Source organism: Pseudomonas sp. B20, from assembly GCF_020515755.1.
Taxonomy (GTDB): Bacteria; Pseudomonadota; Gammaproteobacteria; order Pseudomonadales; family Pseudomonadaceae; genus Aquipseudomonas; species Aquipseudomonas syringae.
Map to the genome: position 1 here is coordinate 140,513 of NZ_JAHPJG010000002.1, position 26,678 is coordinate 167,190.

Annotated in this window: 27 protein-coding genes, 2 tRNA genes and 1 pseudogene; 8 read left to right on the forward strand and 22 right to left on the reverse strand. The window is 57.3% G+C overall.

Annotation, left to right across the window (positions count from 1 at the left end; all coding sequences use genetic code 11):
• Nucleotides 1-109: 109 nt before the first annotated feature.
• Complete coding sequence (locus tag LIX91_RS03450; RefSeq protein ID WP_003409449.1) at nucleotides 110-1,801, reverse strand: NAD-dependent malic enzyme; 1,692 nt, start codon at nucleotides 1,799-1,801, stop codon at nucleotides 110-112.
• Nucleotides 1,802-2,114: 313 nt separating this feature from the next.
• On the reverse strand, nucleotides 2,115-2,597 hold the full coding sequence (gene gvpU, locus LIX91_RS03455) for a gas vesicle accessory protein GvpU (protein ID WP_046269986.1): 483 nt from the start codon (nucleotides 2,595-2,597) through the stop codon (nucleotides 2,115-2,117).
• Between the two features lie 298 nt (nucleotides 2,598-2,895).
• Here gvpU and LIX91_RS03460 point away from each other — a divergent pair, with 298 nt between their 5' ends.
• A complete protein-coding gene (locus LIX91_RS03460) occupies nucleotides 2,896-3,864 on the forward strand; it encodes an LLM class oxidoreductase (protein WP_103696837.1) in 969 nt (322 codons plus the stop codon).
• A gap of 69 nt (nucleotides 3,865-3,933) precedes the next feature.
• On the opposite strand, the gene LIX91_RS03465 is transcribed toward LIX91_RS03460, so the two are convergent.
• Entirely contained in the window at nucleotides 3,934-4,863 is a 930-nt protein-coding gene (locus tag LIX91_RS03465) for a LysR family transcriptional regulator (RefSeq protein WP_226487984.1), read from the reverse strand.
• 332 nt (nucleotides 4,864-5,195) lie between these two features.
• Between LIX91_RS03465 and LIX91_RS03470 the strand changes: the two genes are divergently transcribed.
• The 3 genes from LIX91_RS03470 (at nucleotide 5,196) to LIX91_RS03480 (ending at nucleotide 7,186) form a co-directional block, all read left to right on the forward strand.
• On the forward strand, nucleotides 5,196-6,317 hold the full coding sequence (locus LIX91_RS03470; protein WP_226487985.1) for an alkene reductase: 1,122 nt from the start codon (nucleotides 5,196-5,198) through the stop codon (nucleotides 6,315-6,317).
• A 331-nt stretch (nucleotides 6,318-6,648) separates the two neighbouring features.
• The gene (locus LIX91_RS03475; protein WP_032702696.1) at nucleotides 6,649-6,897 is read left to right on the forward strand and encodes a CopG family ribbon-helix-helix protein; all 249 of its coding nucleotides are present in this window, start codon (nucleotides 6,649-6,651) and stop codon (nucleotides 6,895-6,897) included.
• Nucleotides 6,875-7,186 (forward strand): type II toxin-antitoxin system RelE/ParE family toxin, encoded by a 312-nt coding sequence (locus LIX91_RS03480; RefSeq protein WP_003415601.1) that lies wholly within the window; start codon nucleotides 6,875-6,877, stop codon nucleotides 7,184-7,186. The genes LIX91_RS03475 and LIX91_RS03480 overlap by 23 nt, the downstream gene beginning before the upstream one ends.
• A 217-nt stretch (nucleotides 7,187-7,403) precedes the next feature.
• Here LIX91_RS03480 and LIX91_RS03485 read toward each other — a convergent pair.
• The 5 genes from LIX91_RS03485 to dapA all read right to left on the reverse strand — a co-directional run bounded on the left by LIX91_RS03485 (nucleotide 7,404) and on the right by dapA (nucleotide 11,098).
• A tRNA-Ser gene (locus tag LIX91_RS03485) sits at nucleotides 7,404-7,493 on the reverse strand.
• Between the two features lie 91 nt (nucleotides 7,494-7,584).
• Nucleotides 7,585-8,295, reverse strand: coding sequence for a phosphoribosylaminoimidazolesuccinocarboxamide synthase (purC, locus tag LIX91_RS03490; protein WP_226487986.1), 711 nt, complete (start codon nucleotides 8,293-8,295; stop codon nucleotides 7,585-7,587).
• A gap of 28 nt (nucleotides 8,296-8,323) precedes the next feature.
• Nucleotides 8,324-9,082: an MBL fold metallo-hydrolase gene (locus tag LIX91_RS03495; protein ID WP_003421240.1), complete on the reverse strand. Its 759-nt coding sequence runs from the start codon at nucleotides 9,080-9,082 to the stop codon at nucleotides 8,324-8,326.
• Nucleotides 9,083-10,201, reverse strand: a complete 1,119-nt coding sequence (gene bamC, locus LIX91_RS03500) for an outer membrane protein assembly factor BamC (RefSeq protein WP_003409440.1) — start codon at nucleotides 10,199-10,201, stop codon at nucleotides 9,083-9,085.
• An 18-nt stretch (nucleotides 10,202-10,219) separates the two neighbouring features.
• Complete coding sequence (dapA, locus tag LIX91_RS03505) at nucleotides 10,220-11,098, reverse strand: 4-hydroxy-tetrahydrodipicolinate synthase (RefSeq protein ID WP_003317384.1); 879 nt, start codon at nucleotides 11,096-11,098, stop codon at nucleotides 10,220-10,222.
• 325 nt (nucleotides 11,099-11,423) lie between these two features.
• On the opposite strand from dapA, the gene LIX91_RS03510 reads away from it, so the two are divergent.
• Both LIX91_RS03510 and LIX91_RS03515 read left to right on the forward strand, forming a co-directional pair.
• Nucleotides 11,424-11,987, forward strand: coding sequence for a glycine cleavage system protein R (locus tag LIX91_RS03510; RefSeq protein WP_003368263.1), 564 nt, complete (start codon nucleotides 11,424-11,426; stop codon nucleotides 11,985-11,987).
• A gap of 9 nt (nucleotides 11,988-11,996) precedes the next feature.
• The gene (locus LIX91_RS03515; RefSeq protein ID WP_226487987.1) at nucleotides 11,997-12,470 is read left to right on the forward strand and encodes a peroxiredoxin; all 474 of its coding nucleotides are present in this window, start codon (nucleotides 11,997-11,999) and stop codon (nucleotides 12,468-12,470) included.
• A 66-nt stretch (nucleotides 12,471-12,536) separates the two neighbouring features.
• Here LIX91_RS03515 and LIX91_RS03520 read toward each other — a convergent pair whose 3' ends face one another.
• The gene (locus LIX91_RS03520; RefSeq protein ID WP_003409439.1) at nucleotides 12,537-13,607 is read right to left on the reverse strand and encodes an AI-2E family transporter; all 1,071 of its coding nucleotides are present in this window, start codon (nucleotides 13,605-13,607) and stop codon (nucleotides 12,537-12,539) included.
• 35 nt (nucleotides 13,608-13,642) lie between these two features.
• Entirely contained in the window at nucleotides 13,643-13,894 is a 252-nt protein-coding gene (locus tag LIX91_RS03525) for a sulfurtransferase TusA family protein (protein ID WP_003415595.1), read from the reverse strand.
• Between the two features lie 140 nt (nucleotides 13,895-14,034).
• Here LIX91_RS03525 and LIX91_RS03530 point away from each other — a divergent pair, with 140 nt between their 5' ends.
• Nucleotides 14,035-15,468, forward strand: coding sequence for a M48 family metalloprotease (locus tag LIX91_RS03530; protein WP_003409438.1), 1,434 nt, complete (start codon nucleotides 14,035-14,037; stop codon nucleotides 15,466-15,468).
• An 80-nt stretch (nucleotides 15,469-15,548) separates the two neighbouring features.
• Here the strand turns inward: LIX91_RS03530 and nadA are convergent, their stop codons facing one another.
• The 4 genes from nadA to LIX91_RS03550 all read right to left on the reverse strand — a co-directional run bounded on the left by nadA (nucleotide 15,549) and on the right by LIX91_RS03550 (nucleotide 18,750).
• Complete coding sequence (nadA, locus tag LIX91_RS03535) at nucleotides 15,549-16,607, reverse strand: quinolinate synthase NadA (RefSeq protein ID WP_003345534.1); 1,059 nt, start codon at nucleotides 16,605-16,607, stop codon at nucleotides 15,549-15,551.
• A 325-nt stretch (nucleotides 16,608-16,932) separates the two neighbouring features.
• Nucleotides 16,933-17,514, reverse strand: coding sequence for a DedA family protein (locus tag LIX91_RS03540; protein ID WP_226487988.1), 582 nt, complete (start codon nucleotides 17,512-17,514; stop codon nucleotides 16,933-16,935).
• 54 nt (nucleotides 17,515-17,568) lie between these two features.
• Nucleotides 17,569-17,835, reverse strand: coding sequence for a cupin domain-containing protein (locus tag LIX91_RS03545; protein ID WP_011267084.1), 267 nt, complete (start codon nucleotides 17,833-17,835; stop codon nucleotides 17,569-17,571).
• A gap of 243 nt (nucleotides 17,836-18,078) precedes the next feature.
• Entirely contained in the window at nucleotides 18,079-18,750 is a 672-nt protein-coding gene (locus tag LIX91_RS03550; RefSeq protein WP_046236748.1) for a Crp/Fnr family transcriptional regulator, read from the reverse strand.
• Between the two features lie 93 nt (nucleotides 18,751-18,843).
• Here LIX91_RS03550 and LIX91_RS03555 point away from each other — a divergent pair, with 93 nt between their 5' ends.
• Nucleotides 18,844-19,527, forward strand: a complete 684-nt coding sequence (locus tag LIX91_RS03555) for a hypothetical protein (protein ID WP_226487989.1) — start codon at nucleotides 18,844-18,846, stop codon at nucleotides 19,525-19,527.
• A 68-nt stretch (nucleotides 19,528-19,595) separates the two neighbouring features.
• Here the strand turns inward: LIX91_RS03555 and LIX91_RS25680 are convergent, their stop codons facing one another.
• From LIX91_RS25680 to tolB, 8 genes and pseudogenes are all read right to left on the reverse strand, one after another.
• Nucleotides 19,596-20,468: a methyl-accepting chemotaxis protein gene (locus tag LIX91_RS25680; protein WP_410524741.1), complete on the reverse strand. Its 873-nt coding sequence runs from the start codon at nucleotides 20,466-20,468 to the stop codon at nucleotides 19,596-19,598.
• Nucleotides 20,454-21,509 (reverse strand): annotated as a pseudogene (locus tag LIX91_RS25685) (methyl-accepting chemotaxis protein); the annotation flags it as partial. The pseudogene LIX91_RS25685 and the gene LIX91_RS25680, both read right to left, overlap by 15 nt.
• A gap of 859 nt (nucleotides 21,510-22,368) precedes the next feature.
• Nucleotides 22,369-22,444: transfer RNA gene (locus tag LIX91_RS03565), tRNA-Lys, on the reverse strand.
• Between the two features lie 63 nt (nucleotides 22,445-22,507).
• The gene (gene queC, locus LIX91_RS03570) at nucleotides 22,508-23,197 is read right to left on the reverse strand and encodes a 7-cyano-7-deazaguanine synthase QueC (protein WP_103696833.1); all 690 of its coding nucleotides are present in this window, start codon (nucleotides 23,195-23,197) and stop codon (nucleotides 22,508-22,510) included.
• Between the two features lies 1 nt (nucleotide 23,198).
• The gene (queE, locus tag LIX91_RS03575) at nucleotides 23,199-23,846 is read right to left on the reverse strand and encodes a 7-carboxy-7-deazaguanine synthase QueE (protein ID WP_011267001.1); all 648 of its coding nucleotides are present in this window, start codon (nucleotides 23,844-23,846) and stop codon (nucleotides 23,199-23,201) included.
• A gap of 171 nt (nucleotides 23,847-24,017) precedes the next feature.
• Entirely contained in the window at nucleotides 24,018-24,836 is an 819-nt protein-coding gene (gene ybgF, locus LIX91_RS03580) for a tol-pal system protein YbgF (RefSeq protein ID WP_100072154.1), read from the reverse strand.
• Nucleotides 24,837-24,842: 6 nt separating this feature from the next.
• Nucleotides 24,843-25,346 carry a peptidoglycan-associated lipoprotein Pal gene (pal, locus tag LIX91_RS03585; protein ID WP_003314369.1) on the reverse strand — a complete coding sequence of 168 codons (504 nt, stop codon included), beginning with the start codon at nucleotides 25,344-25,346 and terminating at the stop codon, nucleotides 24,843-24,845.
• 52 nt (nucleotides 25,347-25,398) lie between these two features.
• The gene (gene tolB, locus LIX91_RS03590) at nucleotides 25,399-26,649 is read right to left on the reverse strand and encodes a Tol-Pal system beta propeller repeat protein TolB (RefSeq protein ID WP_226487997.1); all 1,251 of its coding nucleotides are present in this window, start codon (nucleotides 26,647-26,649) and stop codon (nucleotides 25,399-25,401) included.
• Nucleotides 26,650-26,678: the final 29 nt, after the last annotated feature.

Sequence of the window (26,678 nt, forward strand, 5' to 3'; positions counted from 1 at the left end):
ATGAAGCTTATTTCACTGTAAAGAAATGCGTTGCAGCATTAACGCATTTGCGAGCAGCGTGTCTCCGCAAGCAAGCTTGCGGAGACATCAGCCGTTCAAACGCGCCTGATCAGACCGAGCGACGGCGGTAGGCCCGGTAGCCCGGCAACCAGAAATTACGCTCGATGGCCTCAAGCAGCGCCTCTTCGGTGGTTTCCAGCGCCAGCCCTTCGGCTTGCGCTTCCCTGGCCACAGCCAGGGCGATCTTGCGGCTGACCTGCTGGATTTCCTTGAGCGGCGGCAACACCGCATCGCCCTTCCCTGTCACCATCGGCGAGCATTCCGCCAGCGCATTGGACGCCGCCATGAGCATCCGATCGGTGATACGCGATGCCTTGCAAGCCACCACGCCGAGGCCGATGCCCGGAAAGATGTAGGAGTTGTTGCACTGCGCAATGTGCACCGTGCGACCGTTGATCTCCACTGGCGCAAACGGACTACCGGTGGCTACCAGTGCATTGCCGTCGGTCCAGCGCAGGATTTCTTCCGGAGTGGCTTCCACTTTGGACGTCGGATTGGACAGCGGCATTACCAGGGGTTTGGCGCAATGCTTGTGCAGTTCGCGAATCACCTGCTCGGTGAACAGACCGCGCTGCCCGGACACACCGATCATTACGGTGGCCCCGGCGTGAGTGACTACATCGAGCAACTGCGGAAAGGCTTCCGAGCCGGCAGTCCAGCCAGACACGTCGGCAGTCTTTTGCGCCAGTCGTTTCTGGAAGTCGAGCAGATTGTCCATGCCTTCGGTCAACAGGCCGAAACGATCAACCATAAAGATGCGTTTGCGCGCTTCGCTTTCGCTCAGGCCTTCGATGCGCATCGCTGCGATGATGTGCTCGGCGATCCCGCAGCCTGCCGAACCGGCACCGACAAACACCACTTTCTGCTGACCGAGGGTTTCATTCTTGGCCTTGCAGGCCGCCAGCAACGTACCCACGGCAACCGACGCGGTGCCCTGGATGTCATCGTTGAAGCAGCACAGCTCGTCCCGATACTTTTCGAGCAACGGCATGGCGTTGGACTGGGCGAAATCTTCGAACTGCAGCAACACGTCAGGCCAGCGACGCTGCACCGCGTCGATGAACAGCGCGATGAAGTCTTCGTATTCCTTGCCCGATACCCGCTCGTGACGCCAGCCCATGTACATCGGGTCGTCCAGCAGCTCACGATTGTTGGTGCCGACATCCAGCACGATCGGCAGCGTGTACGCCGGGCTGATCCCGCCACAAGCGGTGTACAACGACAATTTGCCGATCGGAATGCCCATGCCGCCGATGCCCTGATCGCCCAGACCGAGAATTCGCTCGCTGTCGGTCACGACGATGATCTTGATCCGGTCCTTGGTCGCGCTGCGCAAAATGTCATCGATGCGGTCGCGCTCAGGGTAGGAAATGAACAGGCCGCGATGCGTGCGGTAGATCTTGGAGAACTCCTGACAAGCCTGCCCCACCGTCGGCGTGTAGATGATCGGCAGCATCTCGTCCAGGTGGGAGTCGAGCAGACGGAAAAACAGGGTTTCGTTGTTGTCCTGGATCGAGCGCAGGTAGATATGCTTGTCCAGGTCGCTGGCACACTGTTTGTACTGGCTGTAGACCCGGGTGACTTGCTCTTCGATCGTCTCTACGTTCTGCGGCAGGAGACCGATCAGATTGAATTCGACCCGCTCTTGCGGGGTGAAGGCACTGCCTTTGTTCAGCAGGGGCATTTCCAGCAGTGAGGGTCCTGCGTAGGAAATGTACAAAGGTCGCGAAGTTTTGGTCATTTTCTCTAATCGCCTTTTTCGTCTACTCATTAATTCTTTACGTCGACCGGGGCGGGCAGCCTGGCTCAGTTCTTGTTGTTTTTTCTTGTCGCCAGCTCTCTATCAGGCCATGCCGAAAACCATTCGGCAGATAAGGTCAGGGCGAACATATTACTCGCCTGACAGCGGCTTGCGACATTTTGTCGCGCAAAGAGTGGCTAAGTGACGCTATTGCAGACACAGCTTCCCATGACCAGCCAGTGCATTCAGCACGCTGGAAGCCATCATGGTCTCGGGTTGAAAAAGCCCCGACGGACGTCGGGGCTGCATGGGGTCAGGCTGCGTCAGGCTTTTCGGCGATAAGCCCGATGGTGAACCCATCGACTGCCGAGATTCGCCCCCGCCACAGCACACCGGCATCACAAATCGGGTTGCCGTCAGTGGAATAGGTGCGGCAGTCCTTCAAGTGAATGAAATGGAAGGCCGGGGTGTCTTCAGACGACTCACCGGGCTTGAAGGACAGGATCATCTCCTTCATGGTCGCGTCAGTACCGTTGGCGAACGAACTGAATGGTGCCGAGATATCGTCGGCCAACTGCTCGAAATACGTATCGTGAGAAATCAGATGCCCGGAAACCAGATTCCCGCCCACCGACAACGTCACGCCCATCTCAACCTTGGTGTTGGCAACAAACTTGACCAGCCATTGCAGCAACCAGTCGATCTGCTTGCCCTGCCACTTGAACTGAGCAATCACGTCATCGTGGCTCTGGCTGGGAGAAGGTTGCGACTTTTGTACCTGATCTACGTCTGACATCTGAAAGCTCCTCGCCTCACAAAACGTTGAACCCAAGGTATAGATCAGATCGGGCGAAAGCGAAACCGGGAGGCAGGATTAGTTTGCGAATGGCCGAAGGGTACGTATGAAAAACACGCGATTTCGTAGAAGGATGACGACAGTGTTTCTACTCTGCACGGGCTGCCAGTGGTTCGGTTAAGTGTTGCAGTCCGAATATTGGTGATTTTTTTTCACAATGACTGATCCAAAAGATCGGAGATCCGCCTAAAGGTCATCTATAGAATCGAATGATCGATTTCCGAAACGGAGTAAAACGATGACTCAGAACAATCAATCGCTCGGCCTGGAGAACCATACGGCGTTCAGCGGTACATTCCAGCCTGATCAGTTGACCATCGGATTCATCTCGCCCGCGCGGGGCTATCCTGACGGCCCTTTTCCCAGCCTGGAGGACCAGGCCGAGATCGTGCAGCGCCTCGATCAGAGCGATGCTGCGGCACTGTGGCTGCGCGATGTGCCATTTTACGACCCGTCATTCGGCGATACCGGCCAGGTCCTCGATCCGCTGGTGTACGCGGGCTGGCTGGCAGCGCTCACTCATAGAATCGCCATCGGCACTGCCGGCATCGTCAGCCCGTTGCGAGAGCCGGTTATCACCGCCAAGCAGATCGCTACGGCGGACCAACTCCTGGGAGGCCGCTTTCTCGCTGGCATGGCTTCGGGTGACCGGGCAACAGAGTACCCGGCTTTCGGGGTCGAGTTTGCCAGCCGAGCGGAACGCTATCGGGAAGCGCTAACGCTGATCAAAACGCTGATTTCAGAGTCGTTTCCGCGCCTGAAGACACAGCATTTCGGCCAGTTGCGGGGCGATATCGATCTGATACCCAAACCCGCAGCCCAACGGGTCCCTATCATTGCTATCGGTCGCGCTGGACAGAGCCTGGAGTGGCTTGCGGCCAATGTAGATGCCTGGATCTGGCATGGCGACGCGCTGCGCATGCCGGAGGCTGTGCCGCATTGGCGTGAGGCAACCGCTTCCAGGGGATTCGTCCCTTTCGGCTACGGCGCGATGTTCGATCTCGACACTAATCCTGACGCGCCGCTACAAACGGGGCGGATACTGCGGGGCGGTCGAAAGGCGTTGAAAGACTTCTTCTCCCGGCAACGCGAAGCCGGGATCAATCATGTTGCATTGAACCTCAAGCCCACGCGGCGTCCCTCTGTGGAGGTGATCGATGAACTCCAGGAGCACATCCTCCCCGAGTTTTCCATCACGTCAGGCTGAGGAGACAGGGACAGCTTCGCGCTTCTGTGTTGTCAGCGGCTTTGCGATCATCCCCGATTCGATGATTATTCAAGCCCGCTCAACACGCCCGGCAGGCGTGAGATTGGCTCCCAGGTAGGCGACCAAAGCGCTGACTTTTGGCAGCGCCTCGCGACTTCGAAGCCAGACAAGATTCATCGGAAGGCCTTCGGTAGCATGATCCGGCAGCACCTCCACCAGCCTGCCGCTGTTCAGATGCACCTGGACCAGCCAGGTCGGTAGTTGAGCGATGCCTAGCCCCGCCAATACCGCCATCACCTCACCCTCTCCGTCTCCCACGGCAATGTGCGGATGTATGATCCTGCGCTCCATGTCCCCCGGTTGGCGACCCTTGAAGTACCAGGGGATCGCCATACCGTCATTTTGCCCGTAGCCGATGCACTGGTGGTCATCAAGGTCCGACACTGTTTTGGGCTGCCCATATTGATTTACATACTCGGGCGAAGCGCAAAAAATCAGTTTCTGCGTCCCAAAAAACTGGTGAGCCATGGCGGCTGGCCAGGCATCTGAACCACCAATCCTGACGACGATATCGATGCCCTCGTGCACCGGGTCGACGTACCGATCGGAAAAAGACACATGGGGCTGCAACCTGGGGTGCTGCTTCATGAAATCAAGAATCAACGGCAGGACATGTAAACGCCCATACGAAGCAGGCAAATCAATACGCACTTTGCCCTGTGGCTCGGTCTGGGTCGAAGTCAGCGCAATCTCGACTTCCTCCAGATCCGAAAGGACCGTTGTGCAGGTACGGTAGAAGGTTTCCCCTGCCTCGGTGAGCGACAGCCGACGCGTAGTGCGCTGAAACAACCGGGTGCGCAGACGCCCTTCCAATCGCGCAATGCTCTTGCTGATCGCCGAGTTGGTCAGGTTCAACCGTTCAGCTGCGGCCGTGAAGCTGCCCATGTCGGCGACGATGACGAACACATCGATACCCTTGAGTCGCTCAGACGAAAACATAGACGCTCCGATTATTGAATTTCATTCCACTCACTTGATAGAAACCAGCAAAAATCAAACGCCATTTCTCCAATAGACTATGTCAAAACCTGTTCGGATTGAAGCCTCATACAGCGCTGCACTGGCCCCGGACAACACCTCACGCTCGAACTATCAGTCCTGATGATGGCGTTCGCAACATCCCTGCCGGGCAAATTGGCGGGTGGCTAATGGGCTTCGGAGTGATCGTTGCGCTGCTGCTGACGCGTCGTCAGTCATCCCCTGACAGCCGCCTCCCCCAAGGCTGCTGCCGTCATTGTCCTTTTGATTCCCCCTCCACAGGAGAGACTGCCTTGACTCTGTTCAACGAATTCAAACTCGGCAACACGCCCCTCAGTAACCGCGTCGTCATGGCGCCCATGACCCGCTCGCGTGCCCCCGAGGACATCGCCACCGAACAGATCGCGCTACACTACACCCAGCGCGCCACCGCCGGCCTGATCGTTTCGGAAGGCACGCCGATCTCTCGCGAAGGCCAGGGCTACCTGTTCAATCCAGGCATCTATACACCGGAGCAGATAAAGGGTTGGAAGCTGGTGACCGACTCGGTCCACAGCGTCGGCGGTCGCATGTTCGCGCAGCTCTGGCACGTCGGCCGCGTATCCCACACCTCGATCCAGATCGACGGCCAAGCACCGGTCAGTGCCACCACCAAACAAGCACAGGGCGCAGTCGCATTCGCTTATGGCGAAGACGGCGAACCCGGCTTCGTGCCCACCTCCGTGCCGCGCCCGCTCACCACCGAAGAAGTGGCGCGAGTCGTCGAGGATTTCGCCCAGGCCGCGCAGAATGCGATCGACGCCGGTTTCGACGGCGTGGAAATTCACGGCGCCAATGGTTACCTGCTGGAGCAGTTCCTCAACCCGCGGGTCAACGACCGCACCGACCAGTACGGCGCGAGCAACCTGCAAGATCGCCTGCGCTTCGTCTTCGAAGTGGTCGATGCCGCCTGCGCCAGAATCGGTGCCGACCGCGTTGGTATTCGCATCTCGCCCTATGGTCAGTTGTTCGATATGCCGCTCTACCCGGAGATCGACGAAACTTACTCGGCGCTGTGTGCAGGCATGCGCGAACGCGGCATCGCCTATGTACACGTCATGGACCAGACCCACTTCTTCATGGCCGGCGAAAGCTCCGCCGCGCAGGAGCAGGCATTACGCAAACTGCTCAAGCACTGCAAGGCCGAACTGGGCAACACCGCGCTGATCCTCGCCGGCGACATGACCCGCGAACGCGCTGATGCGCTGCTGGAAGAAAACCTGATCGACCTGGCTGCATTTGGCCAACCCTTCATCGGCAACCCCGACCTGGTCGCCCGCCTGAAAAACGGCTGGCCGCTGACCATCCCGGACCGTGACAGCTACTACGGTGGCGATGCGCACGGCTACATCGACTACGCGCCTTACCGCGCTTGATCTAACGGCCGGGACGCCGCGTTCGAGCGGTGTCTCGGCTGGTCTCGCGGCGAAAGCTGCCTTTCAGCCGGGCACCGGCAACTGTGTAAGCGCAGCCATATTCTTGCCGTGAGCAGTTGGGTCTGAATGACGACGAGTTGGAAGTCCTCAGGGATAGGCTTGTACGGCATCTGACTGAACCGCTAGACGGATGAGAAGCCGATAAAAGTAAACTCTCAGTAAAATCTGTTTTGACTGAACATTGACAAACCCTGTGCGTGAGCAAGTACACTGAGTATACCGTTTAATTTTTCGTATACATTGTTTACAGCTAGCAGCCGTGGAGGCCAATATGGCATCGCCTGTTCTGTCATTCCGAGTAGAAGAAGGCTTGGTCGAAATGCTCGACCAGCTTGCCCGTGCCACGGACCGTGATCGTCAGTACCACCTGAAACGTGCTCTGTCTCGCTACGTTGAAGCAGAAGCGTGGCATTTGAAAGCCATTGATGAAGGCTTGGCCGATATCGATGCAGGGAAGACGATCGATCTGGAAACCGTTAAAGCCAAGTGGGTAGCACGTGCCGCAAATCGAGTTAAGTGAAAAAGCCGATAGCGATCTGGAAGCGATTCATGAGCATTACGCGGGGCTGATGGGCCACCAGAGAGCTGACGAAGCCGTAAATACCATTCTGGAATCCATTGAGCAGCTCGCGACGTTTACGGGGATGGGACGCCCTTCCCAAACCCCGGACGTGCGCGAGCTGGTGCTTACCCGCTACCCCTTCGTAGTGAGCTATGTGGTTCGCACCCGGGTCGTATTCATTGTTCGCGTACTGCATGAGCGGAACGAGCGCCTGAATACTGCAAACATCCCGGATCAATTCCGCTAGGCCCGAGCCTGTAGCCCTGCCATTTACATCCCCCATCAGCTGCGTTTATGCCCGTACCACCGCGCCAAAGGCCGCATGAACGACTTGATAACCCTCGCCAGCCTAATCCGACCGAATGAGGCAGGGATGCGGGACCAATTTCCAGAAGACCTGGAATGATGGTTATTTTGGCCACAAAAAAACCCGTAGCTGAATCAGCTACGGGTCTTTATTTGTATGGCGGAGAGATAGGGATTCGAACCCTAGGTACCGGTGAAGGTACAACGGATTTCGAATCCGTCCCATTCGGCCACTCTGGCATCTCTCCAACGGCGCGCATCATAACAGCATCAACGCAGAAGGCGAAGCCCTTCTGCTGTTTTTTTTCGTGCTATCAAGCGCTTGCGTGTTTTTTCCGCTTACAGCGGCACGCCCAGACGGTTTGCGACTTCTTCGTAGGCTTCGATGACGTCGCCCAGACCCTGGCGGAAGCGGTCCTTGTCCATTTTCTTGCGGGTGTCCTTGTCCCAGAGGCGGCAGCCGTCCGGGCTGAATTCGTCGCCGAGGACGATTTCACCGTGGAATACGCCAAATTCGAGTTTGAAGTCGACCAGCAGCAGGCCGGCGTCGTCGAACAGTCTGGTCAGCACGTCATTGACCTTGATCGACAGCTCTTTCATGCGAACCAGTTGCTCAGCGGTGCCCCAGCCGAACGCCACAACGTGGGATTCGTTGATGAACGGGTCGCCCTTGGCGTCGTCCTTGAGGAACAGTTCGAAGGTGTACGGATTGAGCCTGGTGCCCTCTTCGATACCCAGACGCTTGACCAGGCTGCCAGCCGCGTAGTTACGCACGACGCATTCGACCGGGATCATGTCGAGCTTCTTGACCAGGCACTCGTTGTCGCCCAGCAGCTTGTCGAACTGGGTCGGAATACCCGCGTCTTCGAGCTTCTGCATGATGAAGGCGTTGAACTTGTTGTTCACCATGCCTTTACGGTCGAGCTGTTCGATGCGCTTGCCGTCGAACGCCGAGGTGTCGTTGCGGAACAGCAGGATCAAGCGGTCAGCGTCGTCGGTCTTGTAAACCGATTTGGCTTTGCCGCGGTAGAGTTCTTCACGTTTTTCCATGATGGGCTCCGCTTGCTAAGTAGTTGGGCTAGGCGATATGTCGCCAGTCGAGCCCTGAATCTTGATCGGCCAGTTGCAGCCAGTCCGGGTCGCACCCGAGGGTGTCGACGAAACATTGCCGGGCCAGGTGCGGCAGGTTGTTCTTGCTGCTGAGATGCGCCAGCACCAGGTGCTGAAGGTCCTGCCATCCCAGTTCGCTCACCAGGCTGGCGGCCTGATGGTTGTTCAAATGACCGGTTTCACAGCCAACGCGCTGCTTGAGAAAGACCGGATACTGGCCTCGGGCAAGCATGTCGCGACAGTGATTGGCCTCGATCATCAAGGCATCCAGGCCTTGATAACGCTGTAATACGTTGGAGCAGTAAGAGCCAAGGTCGGTCAGCAGGCCAAAGCGGCGCTTGCCGTCACTGAAGACGAACTGCGTCGGCTCAAGCGCATCGTGAGCGACCGACACCACATCGATGTCCAGTGCGCCGATCTGCAGACTCTCCCCGCCTGCGAGCAGGCCGGTAATCTCCACCGGCTTGCGCATTCCGCGCAACGTCCCGCTGCTGAGGTAGACCGGCACATTGTAGCGCCGCGACAGCAAACCCACGCCATGCACATGATCGGCATGTTCGTGGGTCACCAGTATGGCGCTCAGTTGGCTTGCCGAGACGCCCAGACGAGCCAGGCGCCGCTCGGTTTCCCGCAGGGAGAAACCGCAATCGACCAGTATGTACGTATCGTTGCTTGCGACCAGCGTGCCGTTGCCACGACTGCCGCTGCCGAGAACTGCGAAACGCACTTAACCCAGGTTGTCTTGAATAACGCTCAACACCCGACGTGCGATATCCGCAGGTGCGACGGTGTTGATGTTCTTCTCGACGGTCACTTGAACGTTGTCACCGACCTTGCTCAGGCGGACCTGATAGCGCTCGGCACGGGCATCGATCTCTTCCTTGGTCGACTTGCTGCCAAACATGCGGCCGAAGAAACCAGGCTCGTTTTCAGGCGTCTTGGCCTTTTCAGCCAGGTTGATGTAGTACAGACCCAGGCTGCGGTTGATGTCCTCGACACGCCAGTCGCCCTGATCCAGCGCACGACCAACGCTCGACCATGCGCGGTCCAGATCGGCACCGAGGTTCAAGACCGGGTTGCCGCTGCCGTCTTCGCTCAAGGCAACACGGCTTGGGGTGTCGTAGTCACGTGCCGCCAGCAGGGAAATCGAACCGCCCTTCTCGGCGTTGCGGCCCATGCTGGCCAGCAGATCGTCGGTCAGTGCGGCATCAAGGCCCAGGTTGGTGGTGCGCGTCGGGAAGGCCACATCGGCAGTGCTGCCGGCAGGACGCTCGACGCTGACCACGTAGACTTCACTGGTATTGCGCTGCACGCCCGGCTCGATACGCACCCGCACGCGGGTTTCTGCATCGGCGGCGACGCCAGCAGCGCTCAGACGCTTGGCCACCGAAGCGGACAGCTCATCAAGGCGCTGCCAGGAAGAGCTGAATTCGCCCGTCTGTGGACGCTCTTCAGCGATACGGAAACCGTTGTCTTCGAAATACTGATGAGCCACCGGCCAGACTTCGGCTGGCTGACGCTGAGCCAGGATCCAGTGCGCATCACCACTCTTCTGCAGGCTGAAGTCGCTCGACTCGGAAGTCGTGCCCAGCGGCTGAGGACGGGGCACGATGTACTCGCCGTCTTTCTGGGTGCTGTCAGCCACGTTACGCGGGATCGGCAGCAAAGGATCCAGACGCTTGACGCCGCTAACATCGGCGGGCAACTGCATGGGTGGGGTCTGGGTCGCCTGGAGGTAATCGCTGCCGCGATCACGGAAGTAACCATCTTCGCCCCAGAGCCAACCGCAACCGCTGGTGCTGGAGATAATAAGAGCAAGTGCGGAAAGTCCGGCCAATCGCTTCATTGCGTGATACTTCCTCAATTAAACCAGGACGCCGGACTGGCGCATGGCCTGACGCAGCGGTTCATGACAGGCTTCGCTGAGCCAGGTAAGCGGCAGACGGATACCGTCTGGCATCAAACCCATTTCATGCAAGGCCCACTTCACGGGGATAGGGTTGGATTCGATGAACAGGGTGTTGTTGAGCGGCATGAGCTTTTCGTGAATCGCCCGGGCCGTTTGCGCATCACCACGCATGGCCGCTGCGCACAGATCGCTCATGGCGCGCGGTGCAACGTTAGCGGTTACGGAAATATTGCCCTTGCCGCCCAGCAGCATCAATTCGACTGCTGTAGCGTCGTCGCCGGAGTACACCAGAAAATCGCTGCTGACGCTGGCCAGGATGTCCTTGGCGCGTTGCAGGTTGCCGGTGGCTTCCTTGATGCCGACGATGTTTTTTACCGTCGACAGACGCGCAACGGTCTCTGGCAGCATGTCGCAGGCCGTACGGCCCGGCACGTTGTAGAGGATCTGCGGGATGTCGACAGCATTGGCGATGTGGCTGAAATGCTGGAACAGGCCTTCCTGAGTCGGCTTGTTGTAGTAAGGCGTCACCAGCAGGCACGCGTCGGCACCCGCATTTTTGGCGTTGGTGGTCAGTTCGACGGCTTCACGCGTCGAATTGGCGCCTGTACCGGCGATAACCGGAATGCGACCTGCAACCTGAGTGACCACCCGGCGGATGACTTCGATGTGTTCGTTCACATCCAGCGTCGCCGACTCACCGGTGGTGCCTACGGCAACAATGGCGTGGGTGCCCTCTTGCAAGTGGAAGTCAACCAGTTTGCTCAGGCTGTCCCAGTCCAGACGACCTTGTGCATCCATTGGTGTGACCAGTGCCACCATACTGCCCGCAATCATGCAACCGCTCCTGCCGGAAAAAGAGAGCCGTAATGGTACTGGCGCTATCAGCCTTGTACAAGCGAAGTACCGCGCTCTGAGCATTCCCCTGAGCGATGGTTTTCGCTACCCTTCGTCCTTTGATCGGTACTGGTCACCTGCGCACCTCGCTCAATCGGTCGAATTTGTCGCCAGAAGCCCCGCCCCAGCGCACTCCAGCCCAGTCATGGTATATCCATACAGGCCAGGCGCCGAGGGACCCGGCAAGTAATCTTGCGCCATCGATTGTCGAAACAGCCCCGCAAGTCCGAAAAAGTACCGACCGCTCATCGTCTAGGAATGCTGCATGTCGTCCACCCCCACAGTTCGCGAACAATTCCTTGTCATCAGTGCCCTTGGCGCAAACCCCATGGAGCTGACCAACGTCCTGTGCCGCGCCAGCCATGAAAACCGCTGCTCGGTCGTCACCTCGCGTCTCACCCGCCACGGCGAGTGCAGTGCGCTGATTCTTCAGGTGTCGGGCAGCTGGGACGCTCTGGCGCGCCTTGAAACCGGCCTGGCGAGTCTCTCCAAGAAGCATGCGTTCACGACCAGCGTCGTGCGCAGCGCCACTCTGGAGAACCGTCCGGAAGCCCTGCCCTACGTGGCCTACGTCAGCTCGGCGTACCGCCCGGACATCATCAATGAGCTGTGCCAGTTCTTCATCGACCACAACGTCGAGCTGGAGAACCTGATCTGCGACACCTATCAGGCTCCGCAGACCGGCGGCACCATGCTCAACGCCACGTTCACGGTGACACTGCCTGCCGGGACACAGATCAGCTGGCTGCGCGATCAATTCCTCGATTTCGCCGACGCGTTGAATCTGGACGCACTGATCGAACCCTGGCGTCCACAAGCCCCAATGTAAGGAGTCCTCATGACTGTCACAGTAGATCATCCGGTTCCCGATTTTCAGGCACCCGCTACCAGCGGACAGACTGTCGAGCTGTCTGCGATCAAGGGTCAGCAGGTGGTGATTTATTTCTATCCGAAAGACAACACGCCCGGCTGCACCACCCAGGGCCAGGACTTTCGTGACCATATCGCGCAGTTTCAGGCAGCCAACACGGTTGTGCTCGGTGTTTCGCGCGACAGCCTGAAAACCCATGAAAACTTCAAGGCCAAGCAGTCTTTCCCGTTCGAGCTGATTTCGGACAAGGACGAAGCGGTCTGCCAGCTGTTCGACGTCATCAAGCTCAAGAAGCTCTATGGCAAGGAATACCTGGGCGTCGACCGCAGCACCTTCCTGATCGACAAGGAAGGCGTACTGCGTCAGGAATGGCGCGGCGTGAAAGTGCCGGGCCATGTGGCTGAAGTATTGGCGCAGGCAGAAGCCCTGAACAAAGGCTGAGCAACGTGCTCCGCTGCGGCGCGCAAGGTGCCGCAGCGATTCAGCGCTGCGGCTGTGACTATCGCGTCAAAGCAGCGGAGCTACCGTCGGCTCATTGCGTGGCCAGGCGTCGAGCACGGCCTTGAACAGCGTGGCCAGCGGAATCGCAAAGAAAATCCCCCAGAACCCCCACAGCCCCCCGAACAGCAGCACCGCGCAGATGATTGCGACCGGGTGCAGATTGACAGCCTCGGAAAACAGCAGCGGCACCAGCACGTTGCCATCCAGCGCCTGAATGATGCCGTGAGCGATCATCAGGTAGATGAACTGATCACCCCAGCCCCACTGGAACAGACCGATCAATGCCACCGGCACAGTGACCACCACCGCGCCGACATAAGGCACGACCACCGATATACCGACCAGCATTGCCAGCAGCGCCGCGTAATTGAGACCGAGCGCGGCGAAAGCGATGTAGGTCACGCCGCCACAGATGAAAATCTCGATGACCTTGCCGCGAATGTAATTGGCAATCTGGCGCTTCATCTCATCCGCCACCCGGTTGATCAAGGCACGCTCACGGGGCAGATAGCCACGCGCCCAGCGGCCAATCATGTGCCGATCCTTGAGGAAGAAGAACACCAGAATCGGCACCAGCACCAGATAGATCATCAGGTTGACCAGCAAAGGCAGACTGGAGATCGAGAACGTCAGCGCCAACTGACCGATCTTGCCCACCTCACCACGGGCGACTTCGATGGCCAGCAGCACTTGCTCGTCGGACACCAGGTGCGGGTAACGCTCGGGCAGCAGCAACAGCACCGACTGCCATTTGGCGAGCATGCCCGGGGCTTCGTTGAACAAGGTGATCAACTGGTGCCAGAGCAGTGGCACCAATACCAGCAGGAACACCAGCAATACGCCGATGAACAGGGTAAACACCAGACCGACGGCGGCCATTTCAGGCATGCGCAGGCGCTCCAGGGCACTGACCAGGCCGTGCATCAGAAATGCCAGCACCAGACCGGCGATGACCGGCGCCAGCATGCCGCCCAGCGTCAGAACAAGGGTGAACGCCAGAAACAGCAAAACTGCCAGGACCACCGCCTCCTCGTCAGAGAAGTAGCGTTGCACCCAATTGCGAAGCACATTGAACATCAAACATCCTTTTCGGAAAAAAACGCTGCAGTGGGTCAGGCCTTGCGCAGCCAGTAACGATAAATGCCAGTATCGACCTCTTCATGCAGCAACTGGTGCCCGGCGAGCCTGGCAAAGGTTCGAAAATCGCGCTGCGAACCGGCATCGGTGGCAATCACTTTCAGCACCGCGCCGCTGGCCAGGCGGTTGAGCTCCATCTTGGCTTTCAGCAGGGGCAGCGGACAGTTGAGACCACTGGCATCCAGTTCGGCGTCACAGGCCTCGGGGCGCACTACAGCGTCAGACATCGTTTATCTCCAGGCGGACACATCGAATTACAAAGCAGGTCCGAAAAGGCAGGACGAACAAGGCGGCAAGAATACCTCACTCTGGTCAGCACGCCATCGAGCCAGCTACAGTACAGGTTCTTCTGACCAGAGCTTCGTGCATGAATTTTTTGCGTCCTACACTGCTCACCCTCGCCTGCCTGTTCGCTACACACGGCATGGCGGATGACCTCCCCTCGCTTGGTGACGCCAGCTCCTCGATTGTCTCCCCAGAACAGGAGCACCGTCTGGGCCGTGCGTGGCTGGGGTTGCTGCGCGGCCAGGTGGCGCAGCTGTCGGACCCGCAACTCAAGGACTACGTCGAAACTTCGGTCTACAGCCTTGCCGAGACCAGTCAGGTTCAGGACCGGCGGCTTGAATTCATCCTGATCAACAGCCCGCAACTCAACGCCTTTGCCGCACCCGGAGGCATCATCGGCGTCAACGGCGGCCTGTTTCTCAATGCTCAGACCGAGGGCGAGTACGCTTCGGTACTGGCTCATGAGCTGGCTCACTTGTCGCAGCGCCACTTCGCCAGGGGCATAGAAGCCCAGCAACGCATGCAGGTGCCAGTCATGGCCGCGATGCTGGCGGGTATCGTCATGGCAGCCGCAGGCGCCGGTGATGCGGGTATTGCCACCATCGCCGGCTCACAGGCTGCCGCGATCCAGGAGCAACGGCGCTTTTCGCGCCAGAACGAGCAGGAGGCTGACCGCATCGGCATTCTCAACCTGGAGAAGGCCGGTTATGACCCGCGCAACATGCCGACCATGTTCGAACGCCTCATGCGCCAATATCGATTCGACGCCAGGCCTCCGGAGTTTTTGCTGACTCACCCGGTCAGCGAGTCGCGGATCGCCGACACACGCAACCGTGCCGAGCAGGCCAAACCGGGCGGCAAGGAAGACAGCCTGCTGTACCAACTGATGCGCGCCCGTGTGGCACTGATCTACGAAGAAACCCCTGGCATCGCCGCCAAGCGCTTCCGTGCGCAACTGGTTGAAAACCCGAAATCCGATCCGGCGCGCTATGGTCTGGCCATCGCGCAGATCAAGGGCGGACAACTGAACGAGGCCAGGGAAACCCTCAAGCCACTGCTCGAAAAAGCGCCGAACGACATTACCTACAACCTGACGCAGATCGACCTGGACATCACCAATAACCGGCTGGCCGATGCGCAGCAGCGTGTCGATCGCATGTTGACGCTGTACCCCGGCAATTATCCGCTCAACGACGTGCGTATCGACGTGTTGCTCAAGCAGAACCGCACCGCCGAAGCCGAGAAAAGCCTTGAAGCGCTGCTCAAGACCCGCCCGGATGATCCGGACATCTGGTACGTCGTGGCGGAAACGCGTGGCCTGAACGGCAACACCATCGGCCTGCATCAGGCGCGCGCCGAATACTTTGCGCTGGTCGGTGATTTCCGTCAGGCGATCCAGCAACTGGACTTCGCCAAACGCCGTGCGGCCAATAATTTTCAGCTGGCGTCACGTATCGATGCGCGGCAAAAGGATCTGATCGAGCAGGAGCGGATGGTCAAGGACATGATGAACTGATCGTCCGGCGTCCCAAGGCGCCCGATACGACCGGCAATGAAAAAGCCCGACGCTTCAGTCGAGCTTTTTCATCATTGCTGTCAGGCGTTGCCTGCCTGTCGCAAGCGCGCAGCCTGAGTGAAGTCCAGCATGCGCTGCAATGGACGCACGGCATTGGGGATCAGCGCCGGGTCGACGACTATCTCGTTACTGCCCTCACGCAGACACTGCAAGGTGCGCTCAAGCGTATTCATCGCCATCCACGGGCAATGTGCGCAACTCCGGCACGCCGCGCCGTTACCGGCCGTAGGCGCCTCGATAAAGATCTTGTCCGGACACAGCTGCTGCATCTTGTAGAAGATGCCGCGGTCAGTAGCGACGATGAACGTCTTGTTGGGCAAGCGTTGCGCTGCGGCAATCATCTGGCTGGTGGAGCCGACCACGTCAGCCAGCTCGATGACTGCTTCCGGCGACTCGGGGTGAACCAGAATCGCCGCCTCGGGATACAGGGCTTTCATGTCTTCGAGCTGCTTGGATTTGAACTCTTCGTGGACGATGCAGGCACCGTCCCACAACAGCATGTCGGCACCGGTTTCACGCTGAATGTAACGACCCAGGTGCTTGTCTGGCGCCCAGATGATTTTCTCACCGTTGTCCATCAGGCTCTCGACGATCTCCAGCGCACAGCCAGAGGTCACCACCCAGTCCGCACGGGCTTTGACGGCTGCCGAGGTGTTGGCATACACCACCACCGTACGTTCCGGGTGCTGGTCGCAAAAAGCGGAAAACTCGTCGACCGGGCACCCCACATCGAGCGAGCAGGTGGCTTCGAGCGTCGGCATGAACACGCGTTTTTCAGGATTGAGGATCTTCGCGGTTTCGCCCATGAAACGCACACCCGCCACCAGCACAGTGCTGGCCGCGTGGTTATTGCTGAAGCGCGCCATTTCCAGAGAGTCGGCCACGCAGCCACCGGTTTCCTCGGCCAGCGCCTGGATAACCGGATCACAGTAATAGTGAGCGACCAGCACGGCGTCCTGCTTCTTGAGTTCCTCAGCAATGTCGGCACGGTAACGCGCCTGCTCTGCCGGGCTCAACGTCCTGGGCTGTTTGGCATCAAGATGCGCCTGCACCAGGAAACGTTCGGAGATCTGTGTCATGTTCACGGGACCTGAAAGCGCCAGTGCGCGAAAGGCAAGTTTACACCCGAAATACAGGCAATAAAAAAAGCCTGACAGAGGCTGCGCCATCTGTACAAAGGCTTGTGGCTGATATCTGGTGGATATCGGCCAGACTTCTTAAGGCGCGCCGATTCTAGCGCCAAAAAACTGATTTAACAGCTGTTTCTGGCTCAGCAGGCAGCGATGAGAAGCGTTCCTGAAAACCGCTTGCCGAGGGCACGGAAAGCCAGGCTGTCGACCTCGACCTCGACCTCGACCTCGACGTCGGCAAGGCGCTACAGCCTTGCATGCCGACTCCACCGCCTCAATCATGCGTTGCCTTGGATCGGCGGCGCACATACCGGACCAACGCCGCAAGGCTCACCAGTGCTACCACCGCGAGGAAGATCGGCAGTCGATAGGGCTTCAGGTCGCCGAATAGATGCTGTAACGCTTCCCCCGCCCAATAGCCGGCGCAGACGAACAGGGTCGCCCAGACTGCCGCACTCAGCACATTGATCAGCGCGAAACGCCAAGGCGACAGGCGACTTGCACCTATCACCATGGGCCCCACCAGGCGCATGCCGTAGAGGAAGCGAACAGCGAATACCGAGGTCGTGGGGTAACGCTGGATAAGACCCTCGACCCGCTTGATGGCAGATTGGTGACGCTTGAGCTTGGGCAGCAGACGCTCCCCGGAATAACGTCCGGTCCAGAATAGCAACTGATCGCCGAGCATACCGCCCAACGTGGCCAAGCCGATCACGTGCAGCAACTGCAGAGCACCTTGGTGCGCCGCCATACCGCCAAGGATCAACACTGTTTCGCCTTCCAGCAAACAGCCCAGGAAAATCACCCAATAGCCGTAGGCGGCGATCAGCGCGTTAAGGTCGAGATGTTCGAACATGGTCTTTCCTGTACGTCTGACATCACTTGAATCCAGGCTGAAAGGCCAGCTTCGTCACTTTCTTCCCACCAGGTACCGTACGCCATGTTCACCAAAAACTTCCGAATGGGGTTGGTTACATTCCAGGTGAAAAATATCTCCTGAGTTGTAGGTGAAATCGCCATCGGATTTATGAATGACCAGACTACCGTGCAGAACCAGCGCCATCGCCTCGAAGTTATGGGCGTGCGAATCGAGCGTACCAAACGCTTCGCGCTCAACTTCAACAACGGTGCCGAACCCTTCGGCAGCAAGCAGTTGCAAAAAAGCCTCTTTTTCCATTTCCACTTTTCCTGAATCTTTTGATGGGGTGGTGAACCCAATTGGCACCCGGAATGGCGGCGCCGTGACCACCCAATACGACAATGAATACAGCCTCGCAACATTCAAAAACGCCGTTCCTATAGATCACCCCTTGAGAGCAACATTCAATAAGTTTTCCAGCGCTTGGAACGCGTGCCTAAGATCAGCCCAACCTTCCCTGTCGCTGGGGTAATCCGCCGGTAATTAGTCTTTGCCGCCAGGCTAATCCCCTCGTGCTGCATTGCTGAGTTTTTGCAGATCGAGAATTGTGACGGCACCGTATCGAACGACCAACAGGCCTTCGGTTTCCCACATTTTCAGCTGGCGGTTGACGCTCTGACGAGAAACACCCAGTTGTTGGGCGATATTTTCCTGGCTTATCTTCAGGTAGGCCGCTTCTTCGATACCTGGACGTTTGACCAAGGCAATGAGTCGGTTAGCCAATCTGACAGGCAGAGGATTCAGGATCGTGTTCCCGGCCCATTCGAGCGCCATTCGAAATCTGCCACAGACCAAACGAGTAATGGCTAGCAGAACATCCGGTCGGTGCTCAATGATTTGCCAGAATGCGTTTGCCGGAAGAACTGCAATACGCGCTTGCGACGCGGCTCGAACGTCATACGTCCTGGGTAAGCCATCTAAAAGTGGCACTTCTCCGAACCAATCTCCGGACACCAATTGAGTAAGAAAGAGTTGGCGTCCATTAGCGCCCAGGCTACTCACTCGCAAAGTGCCTTGAATCAGACGAAACATTCCCAGTGGTTCAGAGCCTTGAGGGAAGACTGCCTCTGACTTTACCAACGTCCTGACCCGCGAGGCCTCAAGCAAAATCGCGTCCACATCCGGGGGGAGGGAAAAGGATGAGGGAATAGCTTTAGCAGACAACTCAGACATTGCCAAAACCCGACAATCTTGGTTTGAAGGCTCGGATAGTATCAGACGCATCTGGCCTGTAGACGACAGGCATACCTGAATCAGGAACGTAGAATGTACGTAGGTCACTTCGCCATAGGCCTGGCAATCAAGGCACGCTATCCAAGGATCCCCGCGCTCCCCATCATGATGGGAGTCGGCTTCCTGGATCTGCTGGATGGGATATTCATCATTCTTGGCTTCAACACCGCCACCCCGAATTTAAACAGCGGGCCGTATCTGTTCTTTGATCTGACCTTTATCGACTGGGATCACTCATTGCTTGCCGCTGTGTTCTGGTCAGTGCTTTGGGGACTGCTTTTCGTAAAGCATCGACCAGTAGCCATTGTGGCAGCGTTGGCAGCTTTCTCTCACTTCATCGCCGACTGGCCGATGCACAACAGCGATCTGGCACTTTATCCCCGCGCAGTTGAGCATTACGGTTATGGCCTATGGGGCAAGCTGGGGACTGCCTCCTGGATTCTCGAAGGCGCTTTTTCAGCCGTGCTGGCAGCCTATGCATGGCGGCTAAGTAGGCAACGTGGCGTGAGTTTGACCTGGCCTTGTGTGGTGCTGCTTGTCTTGTTCTTGCAGCTATCCCCGTTCGCTTCGCCCATGAAGTTTGTTGCCACTCTCGATGAACCTCTGACGCATATACTTCACGGGGTTCTGGTCTCGTCAGGCTTCCTGATTCCAGGACTGCTGATGTCATGGTTGTTGAATAGAAGTGAGCGTTTACGAGGACAGCGGGGGCAATGAAGCGGTCGTTGGGTCATTGAATTTGAGGCCTGACCCAAGCTGCAAACGCATTGGGCCAGACCTTCAAGCTAGACTTTAAATCGGTTGGTCATCTCCTGCAGCCTGGCGCTGACTCTGGCCAATTCAACGCTTGATGTCGCTGTCTCTTCACTGGCGGAAGCCGTTTGGTCTGAAATGTCCCTGACATTTGTGACGCCCCTGCCTATTTCTTCACCGACGTTAGTTTGCTGCTCAGTAGCAACGGCGATCTGTTCGTTCATCACCTCAATCTCATGAACAGATGCGGTAATACTCTGCAGCACCTCACTGGCTTGCGTGGACAGTTCGACACTGCTGTCCGTCAGTGCCAGATTTTGCTCTAGAACCTGGCCCATATGATCGGTACTGGTTTGCAGTTCGTTTATAAGCAGCGCGATCTCGTCTGTCGACGTGCGGGTGCGCACGGCCAGGCCTCTTACCTCGTCCGCGACGACAGCGAAACCACGTCCTGCCTCCCCGGCACGCGCAGCTTCAATGGCCGCGTTCAACGCCAGAAGGTTCGTCTGATCAGCCACCGTCTTTATCACATCCAGTACGCCACCGATGCTCTGAGTATTCCCTCTAAGCGCCGCCATCGCCGTCCTGGTCATGTTCATCTCACGCGCCAGGGTCTCTATCTGGGAACGAGTCCTGTCAACGACTTGCCCACCTTTTTGGGCCAACTGACTGGCGATTTGCGCAGTATTTACGGCTTGAGCTGCATTACGAGATACCTCATGAGTCGTGGCTGTCATCTGCTGCATCGCAGTGGCAATCTGCTCAGTCTCCAGTTTCTGCGCGTTCACGCCCGCACTGGTCTGCTCCGTTACGGCTGAAAGCTGCTCTGCCGCGCTTGCTACCTGCACGATTCCGTCTTTCATTTCCCCGATCAAGCTTCGAAGCCCGGACGTCATGCGCAACATGCTGCCCTGCAACGCGCCAAGTTCATCGTTTCGAGTCACTTCTGTTCTGTACGTAAAGTCTCCCTCTGCAACGACTTCAACGATTTCAACAGTCTCTTTGAGAGGATGAACAATTGATCGGGTGATCAACCAGGCAGCAAGAACACCCAACAGGGCAGAGAGGGCCAGCCAGAGCAAAATCTTCTCCTGTGCTTTCTCTGCATCGGAGGCACGAAGCTCGTTCTGGATAGCGGTCATCTTGTCCGTAATGCCAAGAATGGTAGCGATCGACGTTGTGATACCGCCTTGAGCCTCATCAACTTTGGCTTGAGCGGCGACTAATGTTTCCAGTTGCCCGCTATAGGTGGCCATTCCTGCCGCCAACGCTTGAACGTCAGCACTGGGCAAACGGGTATTTTTGAGCGTGTCGATACTGGCCACGACCTGCGCTATCGCCTGACGAACAGTGTCTTCCCCGCTTTTACTCGGGGATGCCGTATAAGAGCGAAACGCGGTACGCATCTTCTGGACCGAGATAAACAGTGCCGGCAGTTTCTGACGATCCGCTGCGTTCCCGCTCTCGTCGTTGGCAGCGTCTGCGATCTTCAGCAATAAACCGTTAATCGTTTCGCCGGAGGCGCCGGCCAGCGTCCGTAACTGCTCACGCTCTCGAGTAGCCTCGACTGAACGAGTATAGAACCCACGGTAAAGCTGCATCGTTGCCTGGGCTTCTTTGAGCAGCGCGATGTTATTGGCTGTTTTGAAACGTGGCGAGATACTCACCAACTGGCGCTCCGTTCGCTCGAGTGCCTCCAACCACTTTGAAGCCTGTGCATCATCCGCTTTTAAAAAATAAACCAACCGCTCGATACGCATGTCTCGCGCGATGGAACTGAATTGAGCAATGTCTCCAGACAGTTCAGCCCGACGCTTCAACGTATCGGTGGCTTCCTTTCCCGTATACGCCATTAAGAGAATCATCAAAATCAACAGTCCGAAACCTACCAGTAGCTTCGCCCGAACCGTCATATTACTTAACACACCTGATGTTGCGCTGGACATATATCTTTACTCATTGATTTTTTTGAAAACAAAAGCCTGCCGGACAGGTATCTGAACATAAGGTCCAATACGCATCAGGATGAATCGATAATGTAAATCCTGCTGAAACCCTCGATAAAAAGGGTCACGTCACAGATCTGAACTCACTGCGGCGTCATCCGGAGGGCCATTGAAGTACTTGAGTAAATACTCGAACTGTAAGTGTATTCTGGACAAAGCGGTGCCGAGGCAGGATAAACCTGTTCATAATCGAGGATCTCGAGCTAAAGCTGAAAGGCCGATCCATGGCAATGAGCCATTTTGTCGTCACTCTTTTAATTTTCTATAACTTTTTTAGCGCATATCGACGAACGGACGAATCAAATTCATCTCGGCACATGCATCGCAATGCCGAAAGCTACAGCTCATGATAATAATTAGTTACACAGAGAGGCAGCGACAATTAACTTTATTATCAAACAAACCGTTTGCATTATTTGCCATCGCTGGCGCACTCATTTTGAAAAGACGTAATGAACGCTGCTGTCGTTTGGCACGCTCGCCGTTGGCTTTGGCAAGACTATCAGCGCTCACGACACCAAAGCTCGGGCATTGAGTTTGATATCGGACGGATCAGAAACGCCAATTGACATCGCCGCTTGCCGGCGCATGTTTCGCGACAGGTGGCTGCGTTTCTTAACGGGTCTCACGCTTGAACGGCCTTACCTGCCTTCCGCTTCGAAAGACCTGTCAGGCGCTTTACAGATCGCTGCATCAACCCCATGACGGAAGCACAGAGTAGCTATCCGAACATGACAATCCGCAACGCAAAAAAAAACCTGGAAATCCGCATTTTCATGGGCCTTCCAGATTTTCGAAATGGTGGGTCGTGTGGGATTCGAACCTACGACCAATTGGTTAAAAGCCAACTGCTCTACCAACTGAGCTAACGACCCTCTGTTGTGTGGCGCGTATATTACTGATTTCTATCAGTAATTCAACACCTTTTTTAAAAAACTTTAAAAATAACGAGTCGGGTCTGCGATACCGGCGGCAGTAAAGCCCTCTGCGCGCAAGCGGCAGCTGTCGCATTTGCCACAGGCACGGCCCTGGTCGTCAGCCTGGTAGCAGGAAACCGTCAGCGAGTAATCGACTCCCAACGCAGCGCCTGCCTTGACGATGTCCGACTTGCTCAGATTCTGCAGCGGCGCCCTGATGGTGAAGCCCTGCCCTTCCACACCGGCTTTGGTCGCAAGATTGGCCATGCGCTCGAATGACTCGACAAACTCGGAGCGGCAATCCGGGTAGCCCGAGTAATCCACGGCATTGACGCCAATGAAGATATCCCGTGCCCCCAGGACCTCTGCCCAGCCCAGGGCGAGCGAGAGGAAGACGGTGTTGCGTGCCGGTACGTAGGTAACCGGAATGCCTTCAGAAGGCGACTCAGGCACGGCAATGGAGTTGTCGGTCAATGCCGAGCCGCCAATACCGTTGAGGTTCAGGCCGATGACCTTGTGCTCCACCGCGCCGAGATCACCAGCAACGCGTGCAGCGGCATCCAGCTCGGCGCGATGACGCTGGCCATAATCGAAGCTCATCGTGTAACAGACGTAACCCTCGGCGCGTGCCATGGCTACGACGGTCGCAGAGTCCAGGCCACCTGACAGGAGGATCACGGCTCTTTTTTCAGTCTTGGTCAATTCACTCATATCAGCGCCCCGGCTCGTCATCCCAAAGAATTTTATGCAGCTGCATCTGCAGGCGTACCGGCAGGTTGTCAGCCACGATCCAGTCCGCCAGATCACGCCCCTTGAGCTCGTGGTGACTGGCCGAGAACAGAACTTCGCCCGCACGACGATCGAGGCCGTACTGAATCAGCTTGGAAACGGCCCAGTCGTAATCTTCACGCGAGCAGATCACGAATTTGACCTGATCGTTGGCCGTCAGCAACTCCATGTTCTCGTAGCGGTTACGCGAAACTTCTTTTGACCCTGGGGTCTTGAGGTCGACTACGCGACTGACACGAGGGTCCACCGCCGAGATATCCAAAGCACCACTGGTCTCCAGAGACACTTCATAGCCAGCATCGCAAAGACGCTTCAGCAAGGCAATGGCATTGGGCTGGGCGAGCGGCTCACCGCCGGTGACGCAGACGTAGCGAGGGCGATAGGAGGCCACTTGCCCAAGAATGTCGTCCAGCGTCTGAATAGTGCCGCCGCTGAACGCGTAGGCACTGTCGCAGTACTGACAGCGCAAAGGGCAGCCGGTAAGGCGAACGAATACGGTGGGCAGGCCAGCCGTACGGGTTTCACCCTGCAACGAGTGAAAGATTTCGGTGATGCGTAATGTGTCTTGCATATCAGCCACGGGCGTAACAGCTAAACAGGCCGTCCGCCTCCGTCAGGCACTTCAAGGGACTCGGCAATCGCGGAATCCAGAAAAGCGTAAGGTGTACCGGAATTTCGGGTGCGAGATTCTAACGAAAAAAGCCGCGACTAGCGCGGCTTTCTTGATCAGCGGGTCAGAACATCAAAGGCGCTGGAGATCTCGTTGCGCCAATTGTGCAGCTGAAGTGCCCGGATACTGGGCAACGACCTGCTGCAATATGCCTTTTACCTTATCGGTATGACCCAGACGGCGTTCGACATCAGCCAGCTTGTACAGCGAATCAGGCACCTTGGCATGCTTCGGATACTGCTGACTGACTTTGGCGAACGCCTGACCAGCGCCCTGAAGGTCGCCTTTGGCCAGGTTTACTTCACCCAGCCAGTATTGGGCGTTGCCCGCATACGAGCTGTTTGGGTATTTGCGCAGGAAAGCGGTGAAGGCCTGACTGGCCTTGTCGAAATCCTTTGCCTTGATCAAATCGAAGGCTGCTTCGTAATAAAGCTTTTCCTTCGCCGGATCAGGAGGCTCGGTGCCTGCTGCCGGTGCCTGCTGAGCCGATGAGGCCGAAGGCGTCCCGCCGGCGTCGATAGCGCCACCAGCGGGTTGGGAATTATTGGTAGCCGGAGCGGCTGCGCCACTGGCTATACGTTGATCGAGTTCCTGATAACGCTCCAGAGCTTCCTGCTTCATGCGCTGGATGTCATTTTGCTGGACCTCGACAACACCGCGCAAACGCGCGATTTCGTCCTGCATTTGCTGCAGCTGCATGAACAGCTGACCTTGTGCCGAGGCAGGGGCCGTAACCCCTCCCCCGGCATAGGCGCCGGACGTGCCATAACCCGCTGGCGGATAACTGCTGCTGCCAGAGCCAGAATTGTTATCGACCACAGGTGCCGCACCCAACGCTGAAAGCGGAAGGGCGAGGGCCAAAACGGTTAGAGCACGTCGGCACGTTCGCATGTCAAATTACTTACGCAGTTCGACGCGACGGTTTTGAGCCCAGGACTGCTCGTCGTTGCCGGTAGCAACTGGACGCTCTTCGCCGTAGGAAACCAGTTCCAGCTGAGCTGGGGAAACACCTTGCAGTACCAGGTAGCGCTGAACGGCTTTCGCACGACGCTCGCCCAGTGCCATGTTGTACTCGCGAGTACCACGTTCGTCGGTGTTGCCTTCCAGAACAACGCGAGCGCCGTTAGCTTTCAGGTCTTTGGCGTGCACGTCCAGGGAGCGCATGGCTTCTGGCTTCAGGTCCGAACTGTCGTATTCGAAGTAGAAGGTGGTGATTGCGCGCAGAGCAGCTTCTTCGCTCAGGGAGCCGTCAACAGCACCCGAGTTGGCGCCGTAACCAGCGTTAGGATCAACAGCAGCACCGCCTGCACCGGCATTGTCGCCGCCTTTGGACGAGCAACCTACAGCTACAGCCATGGCCAGAGCCAGCGCAGCAAATTTACCAAACTTCAGCATTTCCATCTTGAAACTCCTAATGAACCCCAGTGTGTTAAGCAAATCGTGTAGCGCCGCGTCAGTTCAGGTAAGGGGACCAGGAAGGTTCTCTGACTTCGCCTTGAGCGGTAGGAAGCGGGAGCCTTACGCGTCCGTTAATGGACACGAGCATCAAGACTCCCCGGCCCTGCTGGCGGGTGGCGTAGATTACCATGGTGCCGTTGGGCGCAACAGTAGGCGACTCATCAAGGTTGCTATCTGTGAGGATTTTTACGCTACCGCGGGCCAAATCCTGCACTGCTACCTTGAAATTAGTGAAGCCGTCCTGCCGGTGAATCATTACCAGCGTCTTTTCATCGGCTGACAATTTCGGGTTGGCGTTGTAGTTACCCACGAACGTCACGCGTTCGGCACCGCCGCCATTGATATTGGTCTTGTAGATCTGTGGCTTGCCGCCACGGTCCGACGTGAAGTATAGCGTAGACCCGTCCTTACCGAAGAAAGGTTCAGTATCAATCGAAGAATCGTTGGTGACGCGGCTCAATTGACGCGACGCCAGATTCATCACATAGATCTCCGGGTTGCCATCCTTGGACAGCACGAACGCCAGCTTGCTGCCATCCGGCGACCAGGCAGGCGCGCCGTTCAGGCCTTCAAAGTTGGTGATCTGTTCGCGACGACCGGTGTCGATGTGCTGAACAAAGATGCGTGGACGCTTCTGTTCAAACGAGACATAGGCAATACGCTTGCCGTCCGGCGCGAAACGCGGCGACAGGATTGGCTCACGGGATTGCAACAGGGTTACTGCACGAGCACCGTCGTAATCCGAACGCTGCAGGGTGTAACGCGTGTTGTTCTCCGAGAAGCGTTCGGCCGTCACGTAGAGCATACGAGTGGAAAACGCACCCTTGATACCGGTGAGCTTCTCGAACGACTGGTCGGCAATGTAATGCGCCATGTCGCGCAGTTGATCATTGGTACCCGACACGTTGCCGGTCAGCACTTGCTGCTCGGTGGCCACGTTGAACAGTGCGTACTGGATCTGCAGACGTCCGCCGGCAGGCGTGATATTGCCGACCATGACGTACTGGGCACCCAGCGCTTTCCAGTCACGGAAAATGACTTCGCTGGCCTGGGTCGGCAAGCTGATCATGTTCTGCTTCGGGATCGGCGCGTAGTAGCCGGAGTTGCGCAGATCGTTGCTTATGATTTCGGCCATGTCTTCAGGCAGGACGTTACCGCCCTGCCATCCGAAAGGCACAACAGCGATGGGCGCTGCACGGTCACTGCCGCTGGTGACCAGAATGTTCTTTTCTTCTGCCGACACCATTGCGGATGCGAAACAGAGAACGACCAGCA